Genomic DNA, 15,391 nt, shown 5'->3' with positions numbered 1-15,391 from the left:
TCATTGTAAAAAATCGTTCTATACTATTTTATCACAAATAGCAGTAAAAGAGAGAAAAAAGACTTTATTCACCAAAGCAAGTCCCTTATTAGTCTAATTATTTTGCTGCTTTCGTAAGTAGGAATAAAATCTGAGAATCACTGTTCCACTAGCCATTCCAATGGAAATCACCAAAGCCAACATAACAACCAAGGTTGCACTAGCAATGGCGTGACTGTAATCTCCCGTCACAAAAAAGGCAGTTGTTCGATAAGAAAGATAACCCGGAACCAGAGGTGCCAAGATTGCTAAGATAAAGACCACAGCAGGGGTCTTATAAAGAATACTTAAAATCTGGCTGACACAAGAACCGATAATGGCTGCAATAAAAGTAGCCACAATCACATTGGTCGGTTCTTTAAGTAAGAGATAAATTAGCCAGACAGCCATGCCCAAAATTCCTCCTGGCAAGAGCATAGAACGTTGAACATTGAGTACGATTAAAAAAGTGATAATTGCAAGAAGACTTGCTACTGCTTGTAATAAAAAGGTTGTTAGTGTCATATTAGTTCATCAATACCAAGGCGACAGAAGTTCCCGCCCCTAAAGCAAGGGTAATGAGCAGAGATTCAAACATCTTACTCATACCAGAGTTTATGTGGTTGGTCATAATATCGCGAACCGCATTGGTCAAGGCAATTCCTGGTACAAAAGGCATGACCGCACCAGCTATAATCAAATCTGCTGTTGAAGGAAAGCCTATGTAGCGAGCCCAAAACTGGGCAATCATCCCAAAGACAAAGGCTCCAGCAAAGGCTGTCACAAAGGGAATTCGGATAAACTTCTCCACATAGAGGGAAAAGGCAAAACCAAATAAGGTAGCCACTCCTGCCCCAAGTGCGTCGTAGATATTTCCACTAAACATAATTGAAAAGAAAGGAGCACTAAAGGTCGCAGCCAAAGTTACCTGCAACTTAGTATAAGGAAGGGGTTGAGCTTGCAAGGCCGTCAATTGCTTGAAGGCTGTCTCTAAATCAATCTGCCCCCCGACCAACTGACGAGAAATCTGGTTCACATCGCAGACTTTTTCGATGTTATAAGAAGAGGAAGTCACGCGTTTCATTCGCGAAATATTGGTATTTTCAATGGAGAAAAAGATAGCGGCAGGCATGGCAAGAACATTGCAATCCACAATCCCCTGCGAATGCGCAATACGGATCATGGTATCTTCTACACGATGAATCTCTGAGCCACTTTTGAGAAGAATGGTTCCAGCTAACATAATCACATCGATGACGGCATTTAATTCTCTTGATTCTTCCATGCGTCCCTCCTTTTATCAACTCCTTCTATTCTATCACAAATCCGGACTCAAAAAAAATCTTTGCCATGAAATCATGACAAAGATTCGTTTAATCACGAGAATTTTCGTGGTTCCCTTCACTATTTGGTTGACTCGGAGTAGGAACCGTTCCTTGTTGATTCCCTTGCTGGCCACCTTGTTGATTCCCTTGATTTGGAGTAGTAGGTGAACCTTGGTTACCACGTTGAACTGACGTTGAAGAGGAACTTGATGGTGGTGTTTTGGGTTTATAAATAGAAATTTTAACACGAGTAGTGCTCAAGTCTACTTTTTCTCCTGCTTTTGGACTTTGCTCTACAACAGTCCCCTCAGCAGTTCCTTCAGGAGCTTTAGACACTTCTACAACTTCGATATTAGCTTTTTTAATATCATATATCTCTGTAAGATTATTGACTGCAAATTCTCGACTAGAACCAATATAGCTTGGCATTGAAATAGAATTTACCTTCTTAGCGACTGTCAAAACTATTTGAGTTGCCTTGCTAAGATCATAGGTTGTTCCCTCCGGTAAACTTTGTTTCATGATTGTACCGGCTTCGATTTCGTTGGATTCTTCTTCCTCAATCTTAATTAGATTTTCTGGAACCTTCTTGCCCTTCAATTCTGCCACTACATCACTGGACTTTCTTCCGAGATAATTTCCGAGTTGGAAAGACTGCTGACCAGAAGACACAATCAAATTAATTTTTGTTCCTTCTTTGCGTGTCGTACCAGCGTCAGGATCGGTACGAATAACCCGCCCTTCTTCAACCTTATCACTAGCCTCTGTTTTTTCTTCACCAACCTCAAAATTGGCTTTTTTAAGAGCTTCTTTAGCTTCCGCAACCGTCTGACCTGCCACCTTTGGAATGGCAATGGTAGCGGGCGTTCTATATAAAATCCATACCAAGGATGCCACAACCAACAAGAAGGTCGCAAATAAAATTGGATAACGTGCTTTCATGCGACGCCGTTTGGTTGGCTTTGGACTAGGTACTGGTTTTTCTGCCTGATGAGGCTGGGACTTAGGTTGAGGTCTTCCCTCTTGTACCGGAGCTTTAGGAATAGAAGTCAGAGTACTTTGTGGAACTTTAGGAAGAGTCTTTGTGTCTGCCTTAGTCGCATCGTCAAAGACTAACTTTGGTTCATTACGACGATTGTAAGATAAACTGCTAGACAAATCCACATACATCTCAGCAACTGATTTGTAGCGATCTGTCAATTTCTTAGCAGTTGCCTTGATAACAACATTTTCTAAAGCCTGAGGCACAGATGGATTTTCAGCTATAACCGATGGCAGTGGTTTCTGGAAATGCTGGAGGGCGATGGTCACTGCACTATCCCCATCGTAAGGAATATGGCCTGTCAGCATCTCATAGAAAATAATACCCATTGCATAGATATCACTCTGCACAGTTGCTTTAGAACCACGGGCCTGCTCTGGCGATAAATAATGAACGGAACCTAGCATTGAGTTGGTCTGAGTCAGACTTGTCTCTGCAAAGGCTACTGCGATCCCAAAGTCTGTAACTTTGGCAGTCCCATCTGGGGTCAAAAGGATATTTTGCGGTTTCAAATCCCTGTGAACAATTCCTCGAGTATGGGCTAAGCGCATAGCCAAGAGGATTTGTCCCATGATTCGAACCGCTTCTTCATTTGAAAGAGGGTGATGTTCCTTGATATAGCGTTTGAGGTCTAATCCAGCAACATATTCCATTGCGAGATACTGTTGTCCCTCTTCTTCACCGATATCTGTAATCCGAACGATATGAGGATGGTCCAAATCTGCCATGGCTCTCGCTTCCCGCTGAAAACGAGCCACAGCAATCGGATCTGTCTGGTAGTTGGTCCTCAGGACCTTCACTGCCACTTCTTCCCCGTCTAGAATCAAATCCTTGGCCAAGTAAACATCTGCCATGCCTCCTCGACCAATCTGTTTGAGAATCCGATACCGCCCGGCAAAAATCTTGCCGATTTGGATCATTCTGTCGCCTCCTCATTAACAGCAATAAGGGCAACTGTGATATTGTCTAAACCACCTGCATTGTTGGCAAAACGGATCAGGGTTGCTGCCTTATCTGCCAAAGAAATATCGCTGGTTACGATATCAGAAATCTCACTGCCTGAAATCATATTTGTCAAGCCGTCAGTATTAAGTAAGAGATAGTCTCCTGGCTCGAGGGTGATCATTCCGAAATCAGGCTGAATTTCGTCTTTTTGACCGATAGATTGAGTAATAATATTTTTCTGTGGGTGGCTAGCTGCTTCTTCAGGTGTCAATTGACCTGCCTTGAGCAATTCATTGACCAAGGAATGGTCGCTCGTTAACTGGTGGTATTCTTCTCCACGAATTAAACCGATACGAGAATCTCCGATGTGAGCATAAATAGCCTGATTATCAATAATGGCTACAGCCTCAAGGGTTGTTCCCATTCCTTTATAGGCTTCGTTTTGTCCCAATTGGTTAATCCTTTGATTTTCAATCTCAAGGTTGTTAGCAAACCATTCACGTACTTCATTAACTGTATCGATTTGAGTATCTACCCAAGCTACACCTAGGTCTGTTACCGCCATTTCACTCGCGATATTCCCTGCGCGATGACCTCCCATACCATCAGCTAGGATAATCATAGTACGTCCAGCTCTATTGACATAGTGGTTGACATAGTCTTGGTTATTTGTTCGTTTCTGACCAACATCTGTTAATAATGAAATTTCCATGTGTTAGTTCCTTCCTAATCCGATATCTTGCGAAATTGACTGATGAAGAATCCATCACTCCCATACAATTCAGGTGTAATGAGGATACAGCCGTCTTTCATGATATCCTTACATTCATGTTCTAGTGTTACCTGCTCAAATTCAGGATGACTTTCTAAAAATGCCTGTACGACTTGAAAGTTCTCTTCTGAGACTATAGTACAGGTACTATAAGTTATTATACCACCTTTACGTAGTGTTTGACAAACACTACCTAATATTTCTAGCTGAATTTCCTGCAAGGACGCGAAATCTGCCGTTTCTTTATTGTATTTGATGTCTGGTTTTCGACGCAGAAGACCAATTCCTGAACAGGGAGCATCTACCAAAATCTTATCAAATGAATCCTGACCAAAAAACTCATGTACCTTTCTAGCATCCAATTTTTGAGTTTGAACCCGATCTACAACCCCCAGACGTTGGGCATTTTCTTGGATTAAGTCCAACTTGTGATCGTACAAGTCCAAAGCCGTAACCTGACCTGTTGTGAGATAAGAAGCTATATGGGCTGTTTTTCCACCCGGAGCCGCACAGGCATCTAGAACCTGCTCATCACCTTGTAAATCAAGCGTCGGAGCAACCAGCTGACTGGACTCGTCTTGGATAGTAATGGCCCCCTCCACAAACAAATCATGGCCTGCAAAATGACCTTGCTCCTTAACCAGACCAGAAGGAGACAAGGATGAATCACTGGCCTCTAACAAGACTTGGATTTCTTCTTTTCGTCCTAGGTCTGTTACACGAATACTGGCCTTGTTTCGCACCAAAAGGCTTTCAAAAATAGCTTGTGCTCGCTCTTCTCCGTATTCTTCCTTGAGCTTGGCAACTAGCCAAACTGGGAGAGAATAGGCAATGGAATCACGCTTGTTTTTTCGTTTGATGCTGGTGATATCTGGCCAGCCTTCACGTAGAATACGACGAAGGACGGCGTTGACCAATTTTTCACTGCCTTTTTTACGGACTTTGGCCAATTCTACTGCTTCATTGACCACAGCATGGTCTGGAATCTTATCCAGATAGCGGAGTTGGTAGGCACTCATGAGGAGAAGGACGTAGAGCCAGCTGTCTAACTGATCTCTGTCTTCGATAAAGTGGGATAGGTACCATTCCAGAGTCAGTTTACGGGCTACCGTTCCATAGACCAGCTCGGTCACCAAGCCCTTGTCTGCTACAGAAAGTTGACTTCCCTTGAGATGCTTATTTAAGGCAATATTTGAGTATGCTTGATTGATAAAAACATCCTCTAATACTGCTAAGGCTAAACTTCTAGCCGTTTCTACTTTAGTCACCAAATCGTTCTCCTACAGTCAATGTCCGTCCAACTCCATTGAGGAAGGAAGCAATGTCCATCTTAGGTTTACCAGCTGGCTGCACTTGTTTGAGGGATAGAGCCCCTTCTGCCGTTGCGACAATCAATTCTTTCTTACCAATAGATAGGATCTCACCTGGATTTCCCTGACCTTCTACTGCTAGAGCTTCATAAATCTTAAAGCGGTCGCCCTTAAGGAAAGTATGGGCAACAGGCCAGGGGTTCATGCCACGGATTTGGTTAAAGAGTTGACGATTGGTTTTATTCCAATCCAACTTTTCTTCCTCGGGTTTGATATTTGGCGAGAAAGTAACCTGACTTGGATCCTGCGGTTCAGGTTTGATATCACCAGCAATATAGGCAGGCAAAGTATCCAAAAGCAAATCACGACCAACTAGCGCCAATTTCTCAAACAAGGTGCCGACATTGTCCTCATCCGTAATCGGAATACTACGACGAGAAATCATATCTCCTGCATCCATTTCCTTAACCATTTCCATAATGGTCACACCAGCTTCCTCATCCCCTTGAATCAAGGCATAATGGATAGGCGCACCACCACGGTGTTTAGGAAGGAGGGAGCCGTGGACATTGACCGCAAAGTCCATGCTATCAAGGAGTTTACTTGGGAGAAACTGCCCAAAAGCAGCAGTCACAATTCCATCTGCTCCTAGCTGCATAATAGTTTCCATCTCTGGACTTCCAGATAGTTTTTCAGGTTGGTAGATAGGAAGTCCTGCCTCTTTGGCAGCTTGTTTAACTGGGGTTTCCTGGATCACTTTTTTACGTCCGACAGCACGGTCTGGCTGGGTCACAACGGCTAGAATTTCATAACGGTCATCTGTCAAAAGCCCTTTTAAAACTGTTGCTGAAAAGTCGGGTGTCCCCATAAAGATTAATTTTGTCATATCTTCTCCTTCTTATAAAAATTGCTGTGGCTCATGGTCAATGCTGAGACGAAGCTCACTATTTTCCCGTTCTTGAGTCAAGGCCAAGACCTGGTTGAGGGTCGGCCCCAGCTCATCTTCTAAACGGTATTTAATCAAAATCTGGTAATGATAGAGGTTGTGGGTACGGGCAATAGGTTTGGGCGTTGGCCCAAGGATGTTACTGGTTTCAGACAAACCTGACCGCAAAATATTCATGACTTCATAGGCACGTTTGACTACCTCTTCTTCTTTCTTGTGAGAAAGGGTAATGCCAATGGTGAAATAGTAAGGCGGATAACCAAGTTGTCGTCTGATTCCCATTTCATAGGCATAAAAACCTTCGTAGTCCTGATCCTTGGCAAATCGAATAGCGTAGTGCTGAGGATTGTAAGACTGGATCAAGACCTGACCAGCTTTTTCAGCCCGACCTGCCCGGCCTGCAACCTGAGTCAAAAGCTGGAAAGTTCTCTCAGAAGAACGGAAATCAGGCAGATTCAAGGCCGTATCCGCATTGAGCACTCCGACTAAGGTCACATTTGGAAAATCCAATCCCTTGGCAATCATCTGAGTACCTAGTAAAATATCTGCCTCTCCTCGCCCAAACTGGTCAAGCAGAGCTTGGTGACTACCTTTCTTACGAGTCGTGTCCACATCCATCCGCAAAATGCGGGCCTGGGGAAAGAGTTCTGCCAGCTCGTCATAAGCCTTCTGTGTCCCCGTCCCATAGTAACGAATACTTCGACTCTTACAGTTAGGACAGACCTGAGGAATGTCCTTCGAAAAACCACAATAATGACAATTCATGGTCTTGGTATCCATGTGCAAGGTCAAGGATATATCACAGTTGGGACAAGTATCCACAGTTCCACACTCCCGACACATGACAAAGCTAGAATAACCACGACGATTGAGCATGAGAACCACCTGCTCTTTTTTAGCCAGACGGTCTTGGATGGCTTCTAGCAAAGGGGGCGTAAAGTTTGACGTCTCATTCTGTCCGATATAGTCCCGAAAGTCAATCACTTGAACCTCAGGAATAGTGGCTAAAGGATTGGCCCGTTGGGTTAATCGCAAGTGTTGATAGACACCTTTTCCAGCCCGAGCACGGCTCTCTAAGCTCGGTGTCGCCGAACCAAGGACCAGGGCTGCTTGATTATACTGAGCCCGTAAAATAGCCACCTCTCTGGCATGGTAACGGGGATTGCTGTCCTGCTTATAAGTCGCTTCATGCTCCTCATCAATAATCATTACACCCAGATTTTTCAGCGGAGCAAAGATGGCCGATCTGGCGCCAACCACAACTTGAGCGTCTCCACGCTCCACCTTGCGCCATTCATCATACTTTTCACCATTGGATAAGCCTGAGTGAAGAATGGCTACTTTCTCACCAAAACGAGCAATAAAACGCTCCGTCATTTGCGGCGTCAGGGAAATCTCAGGCACCAGCAAAATAGCTGTCTTGCCCTTGTCCAAAGCCCCTTGGATAATCTGCAAGTAAACCTCGGTCTTCCCACTTCCTGTAATCCCTTGAAGGAGGAAGGGAGCCTGATGACTGCCAATCGCACTGACAACCGCATCACGCGCCTGTCTTTGCTCTGGATTCAATTCCAAAGGCTGACTTGCTTCAATCCCTTCAAAATAAGCAGCCGAGCGTTGAACTTCCTTTTGGACTATGGTCACAGCACCTTGTTCCACAAAGAAGTTGACTTGCTCCCGCGAGTAGGACTCTAACAAACTAGCCAAAGAAGCACTCTCTGGATGAGACAGCAAATAATCTCTCAATTCCAACTTTTTCTTAGCACGCGCAGATATTTCAACACCTTCTAATTGAGCAAGATTCACCTCATACCAAGACTGGGTCTTGACCTTCTTTTGATCAATCGCCTGATATTCTAGACCAAGCAGGCCTTTTCTAGTCAAACGCATCATTTCAGCTTGCTTACCTAAATCTAGAGAAGAAAATGCAAGTGAATCTTCTGAACCAAACAAGCGCTCTCGGTCTTCATGACTTAGGCCTTCCAGAGGATAGAGAATCTTGTCATAGCTGGAGTTTAGAAAACCCGGTAACATAGCCTTGAGGATGGAAATCTTGTAGGAGAAGACGGACTTGCGGAGCTCTTCAGCTAGCCAGAGTTGTTCTTGCGTAAGCACAGGAGAAAAATCCAGTACCTCGACAATATCTTTTAAATCTTGCTCCATCTCTTCTTTAGATGATTGAGAATCCAAACCAAGAACAATCCCTTGAATCAGGCGATTGCCCTTACCAAAAGGTACATGGACCCGCATCCCAACTTCCAGCATTCCCTCAAATTCCTCCGGAATCCTGTAACTATAGGGCTGGTCCGTCTGCATCAAGGGCACATCTACGATAACCTTGGCTATAGCCATCTTCTCACCTCCTCCTTGTCAGTACATTCTTGCAATAGAAAAAATAAGATTGAGTCCCCCCAACCTTAAATTTTTTCACCATCTTCTTTTTCTTTAGCGATTTGCTCTTTGATTTTCTTTTCTTCTTCTTCTTTGCGGCGTTTTTCTTCTTCGATACGGCGACGCACTGCTTCACGTTTTCCTTCTGGATCTGGGTGAATTGTAACGTTTCCTGATTCGATTTCTTCTAGAGCGCGAAGAGTTGATTTTTCAGACTTGAAACCTTGAGTTGCTGGCGCACCTGCTTCCAATTCGTGGGCACGTTTTGCTTCCAAGATTACGAGTGAATATTTTGATGGAACCTTGTCGAGCAAGGTATCAATAGAGGGTTTTAACATCATTTGCTTGTACCTATTTTCTAAATTTTATCGGGTAGTTGGAGATTTTGGTAACATCTCCTGATAGTGACCAATGACACGATCCACACGGAAGTGCTCTGCTTCGATGACACGTTTGACACGCTCAGCAGCTAGGGGCACCTGATCGTTGACAATCGCATAATCATACTCACGCATGAGGGCAATTTCTTCCTTGGCTTTTTCGATTCGTTGGGCAATCACTTCTGCGCTGTCTGTTCCACGTCCTACCAAACGATCTTGCAATTCATCCAAATCTGGTGGTGTCAGGAAGATAAAGACAGCATCTGGAACCTTTTTCTTGACCTGAAGAGCGCCCTGAACTTCAATTTCAAGGAAAACATCGATTCCCTTGTCCAAGGTTTCATTGACATAGGTCAGAGGAGTTCCATAATAGTTGCCGACATATTCTGCGTATTCCAACATCTGTCCTTGACGAATCAGCTCTTCAAACTCTTCACGAGTACGGAAGAAATAGTCAACACCGTCCACTTCTCCAGGACGTTGTGCGCGTGTCGTCATCGATACAGAGTATTGAAATTGGTTTTCAGAACTCTCAAAAATCTCTCTTCTAACCGTTCCTTTTCCAACCCCTGAAGGACCAGAAAAAACGATTAGTAAGCCTCGGTCTGCCATTGTGTCTCCTTTTAGTCAGTCTGTGAAATAACATTTCTCTAGAATAATGGCAAAAAGCCAGATTATCCGTTACAGTCTTTCTATCTAGTGTAACAAAAAAGCAGTAATTTTTCAACTGCTCTTTCTTATTTATTTAGCATAATCTACTGCACGAAGCTCGCGAATCACGGTTACCTTGATATTTCCCGGGTAATCGAGATTGTTTTCAATTTTCTCACGAACTTTGTGAGCCAAAATTGTGACTTTGTCGTCCTTGATTTGTCCTGGATTGACCATGATGCGGATTTCACGTCCTGCTTGAAGGGCAAAGCTATTTTGTACCCCTTCAAAGCCGTTCGCAATTTCTTCCAAATCATGAAGACGCTTGATGTAGCTTTCAAGAGACTCACTACGAGCACCTGGACGAGCTGCGCTCAAGGCATCTGCCGCAGCGACGATAACTGCAATGACGCTCTCAGCTTCAACATCTCCGTGGTGACTAGCAATCGTATTCACCACAACTGGATGTTCCTTGTACTTACGTGCCAATTCCATACCGATTTCAACGTGGCTACCTTCAACCTCGCGGTCAATAGCTTTTCCGATATCGTGAAGGAATCCAGCACGACGGGCAAGAGCCGCGTTTTCACCAAGTTCGCTGGCCATAATACCAGCCAATTTAGCAACCTCAATCGAATGACGCAAGACATTTTGTCCATAAGAAGTACGGAACTGCAAACGTCCCATAATCTTCATCAAGTCTGGATGAAGGTTTGGCGCACCAATCTCATAGGCTGCTGCCTCACCGTATTCACGGATCTTATTATCAATCTCTTGACGGTTTTTCTCAACCAACTCTTCGATACGAGCTGGATGGATACGACCATCCTTAAGCAACATTTCCATGGTCATACGAGCAATTTCACGACGAATCGGATCAAATCCTGACAATGTCACCACTTCTGGGGTATCGTCGATAATCACATCGACCCCTGTCAAACTTTCAAAGGTACGAATGTTACGACCTTCACGACCAATAATGCGTCCCTTCATGGTATCATCTGGCAGATGAACTGTTGAGTTTGTTGACTCCGCTACATATTCACCAGCGATACGTTGCATAGCTTGAACCAAGATGTCCTTAGCCATTTTATCAGAACGTTCCTTGACCTCTTGCTCAGCTTCGCGAATGCGGCTGGCAATCTCCTTGGTCAAGTTTTCCTCTGTCTGTGCCAAGATAATATCTCGTGCTTCTGCCTGAGACAGAGCACCAATACGCTCTAACTCTGCTTCTTTTTGTCTTTCGACTTCCTCTAATTGCTCTTCACGCGCATCAAGGTTTTTCGCTCTATCAGAAATACTTTGTTCTTTTTGTTCAAGTGTTTGTTCTTTACTCGTCAAATTGTCGTCCTTACGGTCGAGGCTAGTAGCTCTCTCTGTCAAACGACTTTCGATTTGTTTGAGTTCTTGACGTTCTGATTTGAATTCAGCATCCACTTCTTCACGGTATTTTCTGGCTTCTTCTTTGGCCTCCAATAGTGCTTCTTTTTTAAGAGACTTGCTTTCACGTTTAGCTTCATTAACAAGTAAATCCGCTTCACGCTCAGCTTGTCCACGTAAATTAGTTGCTTCTTGTTCAGCATTTAAAAGCATCAACTCCGCAGCTTCCTGAGATGATTTCATCTTAGCTGAGATGCTGACATATCCAATGACTAAACCAATGATGACGGCAAAAACAGCAATCGCAAGCGACATGATTTCCATGTTTTTACCTCATTTTATTGTTATTCCGAATGACTTACATTCTTTTACATTCTACCATAAAAAAGTGATTTTCACAAACCTAAATTGAAGAGTTTTGTGTGAATGTTAGAAGAAAGTACGCCTGATTCAATTCTCATTTTAACTAAATGCTACAATAAAATATATTTGATAGTTATTTGTAATTTAGATTTTGAAACTAAGGTAATTCTGTACAAAATCTCGATATTTTTCATTCTTTAATAGTTCATTGAGTTTATCTTTTTGGTTTTTTATATTTATATAACCATTTTGTAATCCATAGTAAATTTCAACTAAATATTTTTTTTCCTCAATATCAGGAATTCCATGATTATCCACTGTTATCTCATCTCCTGTTTTTGATATAAATAAATTTTTTAAACCTTTTTTCCATAAAAATGATAACAATTCAAAAAAATATTTCTGCTTAACATCAAACATACTATACATTGTTTTCTGATTGATAGACACCAAAGGATAATCCGACATCATACCAGGAATATCATAGTTTAAAATTATCGATAACATCTCAAAATACAGGTACGAATTTCTCTCATAAAGATGTTCAAAATATTTATCTATTTCATCTTTGTCTAAGTATTCAAATAGTGAGACTAGAATATTTTCAGTTCCCCCCCAACCATTCATCCACTTAATAATATAGTTTGCTTTCTCGCTTTCATCAGTTTTATTTGAAAGTTTTTCTAATGACTTTTGAAATTCTCTCAAACTCAATTTTTCTTCTTTCATTTGTTGGTTTTTTTCCTGTACCTCTCTATAATTTTTATCTACATAATAAATTTTAAAAATCAATGATAACATTTTTCCAAAGTCATCATCTCTCAATTTACTCTTTTTCAAAATGTTATCTATGACTTCTCCTGTAGATACCATTCGATTATGATTCAGCTTAAATTTTTTATCAATGAGATTTTCCTTTGTTGATTCCATTTCCTTACTATTTAAAATTACAATAATTTTAATTTTTTTATTCTCAGAAAGATGGTCAATATAACCCAATAAATCATTGTAATCTGAAGGGTTATCTGATTTTGCTGTATCTGAAGGCTTATCCGTTTTTGCTACATATGAAACCCGTTCAAGATCATCAAAAATAACGATAGAATCTCGCTTCATCAAATCCGTTCCAACTATTTTAAAGAACCATTTAAAAACTCCTCCAACAAGTGGAATAAAGTCCAAATTTCCGAGTATGGATTGTTTTTCTATCTCATTAATCAATATTTTCTCAGCTTGATCTCTTGTTTTGATCCCAAAACAGGAAATATAATAGATTTCTTTCTTTTTGTAAATTTGATTTTCAAAAAACGTCTTTATAAAAAATGTTTTCCCACTCCCCCACGAACCATCCAGCCAGAACACATTATGAATAGAGTCAGGACTATTTAAAAACTCCACCAGACGTGTTTGATAAGGATGGTCATCCAAGTCATATTCCGGAAATAGCTCTGGGTCCAGTTTCTTATAATTAACTTTTTTAAAAATTATATCTAAAAACCAGAATAGTATTGTTGGTATAGTCAGTACTAACAATATTATTACACGATTCACATACAAAATTGAAATAATATCTTTTAAAAAATTATAATTAGATACAAATTTATAGATAGGTAAAGCAAATCGTTTAAATTGGTCAATCTCAAGTGCAAGATACAGTACCCATATACTGGCTATAAATATTTTGTACCATTCAACAATTCTAACATTACTACTCCATGACGGTCTTTTCAATAGATATTTCAATAGTTTGAAATTCAGAAGAAAATTAAGAATCCTCGTCATTATATTTTTCATATATCCCCCTTTTAATCTATATTATCATGATTATACCACAAAACAACAAGCATAAAGCGGATTCAAGGGACAAAAATTGTAATCGCTATACTAAATTTCTTTACTGAGTTTTTGTCTTTTGTATTAGGGATTCTGTCATTTTCCAAAAAACTTTATCTTAAACTTACTCACAAAAATTTAAAAAATAAAAAGTCCACCTTTCAGTAGACTTAGTTTGTTTCTATTCTAATCGGTACTCTTCCAAAATTCTGTTCTGCTATACTTGGATTTCCTAGTTGGTAAATCTGGTCAGCCTTTTGAGTCATAGCATCCCAGGGTTCTTTGCCAATTCGGCTGACTAGATTGACCTGCCCTTTCAAAGACTTGAGATGTTGCCTGCCTTTTTCAGTAAATCCAAGGACATGAATGGCTTCTGGCAAATCATTTTCTCTAGCCTGCACCAAGATATAGGTCAAGAGGCGTCTGACACGCGCCTTGGTGTAACGCTTGGTCGCAACAGACTCGATCAGGTCTTCCACAGACTTGGCTATCTTGATGGCATCCTTGATGCGTACTGCCATTTCTTGATTGAGCTGATTGATAGTGGTTAAGTCTGGATTGGACAAGATTTGATAGCGGAGCAAGGGAAAATAGTCTTCCCAGCTCACCTTACTGGCCTGCTCAAAGAGAGCAATAGAAGGCATAAAGCGTTCTAAGAAATCTTGGTCCTTCTGGTGCTGACGAAGAGCTGTTGCCGAGGCAAAGTCCACATCCTTGTCCACAGAATGATAACCCGCCCCCTGACGCTGAATCGGATGTAGCTTGATATTTCGTCCTGCAACCGCCTTGGCATAAGCAAGAGCAAGAACATGATTGGGCGTATTGCCTGAAAAATCAAGATCTGCAAATTCCTTCCACATGGCTTGAGTTTTCTGAGGATAGGAGAGAGAATCAGGCAGATTTTCCACAAAACTCTCCATCTCATCACCTTGCTCTGTGTATAAGTCAGCGATTTTCTGGTAATCCAGAATTTCCTCCGTCCCAAATGCTAAAGTATCAATGCCCAACCGAGCCAAGATATCCACAGCTCCTTGGCCAAAGAAATCTGCCGCCTGAACACTGACTAAAAAGGGCAATTCTACTACCAGATCCGCTCCATTTTCCAGCGCCATCTGGGACCGTTTCCACTTGTCCACAATTGCAGGCTCTCCACGCTGCATGAAATTCCCAGACATGGCTACGATTTTCAACCCCTCTGCCTGATCCAGCAGGTATTTGTGCCCATTATGAAAAGGATTAAACTCCGCGATAATACCTGTGATGGTCATAATAATCTCCTACTTCTGCGCGACAAAAAACCAACGGGTACTTGTCTCTGTCGGCTCCTTGTCCTCAAAGTCTGCATAGAGTTTGAAAGACTTAAATCCAGCCTGTTCCAGCAAAATATCATAGGTCAAAACCTCATAGGTTCGCTCCTCATGCACTTCATCGTGGCGACTAAAGGAACCGTCCGCCTCCTTAATAAAAAAGGTCAACTCATGCACGATGGAGTGAGGAGCCGCGTCCTCGTAGGTATCCCATAGCATGGCAAAATCTTCCGCATTTTCATGGTAGGAATAGCCTGGAAAAACTTCATCTGTCTGGTAGGTCGAATGCACATCAAAGATGAAGATGCCATCTTCGTTGAGAGCATTATAGACTTCCTTAAAGACGTCCCCTACTTCCACCTCATCCTGCATATAGCAGATAGAGTCCGAATAACACGTGACAAAATCATATTGACCTGACTTGGACAAATCCAGCATATTGCCTTCAATAAATTCAATCTTTTGCTTGGCTGAAGCCGCTCTCTTTTCGGCAATCTTCAACATATCCGCACTCAAATCAAGACCAGTCACATCAAAACCAGCCTGAGAGAAGCGCACAGATTGAATTCCTGTCCCACAAGCTAGTTCTAAGAGTTTCTTTCTCTCCTTGGTCTTAGGCAAATGACGAAGCGAAAAATCCGTCCATCGATCGTATAAACTGTCGTCCATGACCGCATCGTAAACAGCCGCAAAAGTTTCATAAGTTGCCATAATCATGATACCAAGAGCGT

13 protein-coding genes are annotated in these 15,391 nt (G+C 42.0%); all 13 read right to left on the bottom strand.

From position 1 onward, the window contains the following. Positions 1-93: 93 nt before the first annotated feature. On the bottom strand, positions 94-543 hold the full coding sequence (locus JQ843_RS02810) for a threonine/serine exporter family protein (protein WP_203212843.1): 450 nt from the start codon (positions 541-543) through the stop codon (positions 94-96). 1 nt (position 544) lies between these two features. Next, positions 545-1,303 carry a threonine/serine exporter family protein gene (locus JQ843_RS02805; protein ID WP_203212842.1) on the bottom strand — a complete coding sequence of 253 codons (759 nt, stop codon included), beginning with the start codon at positions 1,301-1,303 and terminating at the stop codon, positions 545-547. An 88-nt stretch (positions 1,304-1,391) separates the two neighbouring features. Beyond that, the gene (gene pknB / locus JQ843_RS02800; RefSeq protein ID WP_203212841.1) at positions 1,392-3,305 is read right to left on the bottom strand and encodes a Stk1 family PASTA domain-containing Ser/Thr kinase; all 1,914 of its coding nucleotides are present in this window, start codon (positions 3,303-3,305) and stop codon (positions 1,392-1,394) included. After that, positions 3,302-4,042 (bottom strand): Stp1/IreP family PP2C-type Ser/Thr phosphatase, encoded by a 741-nt coding sequence (locus JQ843_RS02795; RefSeq protein ID WP_203212840.1) that lies wholly within the window; start codon positions 4,040-4,042, stop codon positions 3,302-3,304. Before JQ843_RS02795 ends, pknB begins: the two co-directional genes overlap by 4 nt. 14 nt (positions 4,043-4,056) lie before the next feature. Next, positions 4,057-5,370 (bottom strand): 16S rRNA (cytosine(967)-C(5))-methyltransferase RsmB, encoded by a 1,314-nt coding sequence (rsmB, locus tag JQ843_RS02790; protein ID WP_203212839.1) that lies wholly within the window; start codon positions 5,368-5,370, stop codon positions 4,057-4,059. Next, the gene (gene fmt / locus JQ843_RS02785; RefSeq protein ID WP_203212838.1) at positions 5,363-6,298 is read right to left on the bottom strand and encodes a methionyl-tRNA formyltransferase; all 936 of its coding nucleotides are present in this window, start codon (positions 6,296-6,298) and stop codon (positions 5,363-5,365) included. Before fmt ends, rsmB begins: the two co-directional genes overlap by 8 nt. A gap of 12 nt (positions 6,299-6,310) precedes the next feature. Beyond that, positions 6,311-8,707 carry a primosomal protein N' gene (locus JQ843_RS02780; protein ID WP_203212837.1) on the bottom strand — a complete coding sequence of 799 codons (2,397 nt, stop codon included), beginning with the start codon at positions 8,705-8,707 and terminating at the stop codon, positions 6,311-6,313. 65 nt (positions 8,708-8,772) lie between these two features. Beyond that, positions 8,773-9,087: a DNA-directed RNA polymerase subunit omega gene (gene rpoZ, locus JQ843_RS02775; RefSeq protein ID WP_000979235.1), complete on the bottom strand. Its 315-nt coding sequence runs from the start codon at positions 9,085-9,087 to the stop codon at positions 8,773-8,775. Positions 9,088-9,111: 24 nt separating this feature from the next. Further along, positions 9,112-9,738, bottom strand: coding sequence for a guanylate kinase (gmk, locus tag JQ843_RS02770; RefSeq protein WP_000775041.1), 627 nt, complete (start codon positions 9,736-9,738; stop codon positions 9,112-9,114). Positions 9,739-9,867: 129 nt separating this feature from the next. Further along, positions 9,868-11,481, bottom strand: a complete 1,614-nt coding sequence (locus JQ843_RS02765) for a ribonuclease Y (RefSeq protein WP_000404934.1) — start codon at positions 11,479-11,481, stop codon at positions 9,868-9,870. Positions 11,482-11,664: 183 nt separating this feature from the next. Continuing rightward, complete coding sequence (locus tag JQ843_RS02760; protein WP_203212836.1) at positions 11,665-13,314, bottom strand: P-loop NTPase fold protein; 1,650 nt, start codon at positions 13,312-13,314, stop codon at positions 11,665-11,667. A 209-nt stretch (positions 13,315-13,523) separates the two neighbouring features. After that, positions 13,524-14,621 carry a nucleotidyltransferase gene (locus JQ843_RS02755; protein ID WP_203212835.1) on the bottom strand — a complete coding sequence of 366 codons (1,098 nt, stop codon included), beginning with the start codon at positions 14,619-14,621 and terminating at the stop codon, positions 13,524-13,526. A gap of 9 nt (positions 14,622-14,630) precedes the next feature. After that, positions 14,631-15,371, bottom strand: a complete 741-nt coding sequence (locus tag JQ843_RS02750; RefSeq protein WP_045612599.1) for a class I SAM-dependent DNA methyltransferase — start codon at positions 15,369-15,371, stop codon at positions 14,631-14,633. Positions 15,372-15,391: the final 20 nt, after the last annotated feature.

Origin of the sequence: Streptococcus mitis, from assembly GCF_905187495.1 — a bacterium.
Taxonomy (GTDB): Bacteria; Bacillota; Bacilli; order Lactobacillales; family Streptococcaceae; genus Streptococcus; species Streptococcus mitis_CU.
Note: the sequence above shows the minus strand (reverse complement) of the source record. Positions and strands in the feature narration are given on the sequence as shown.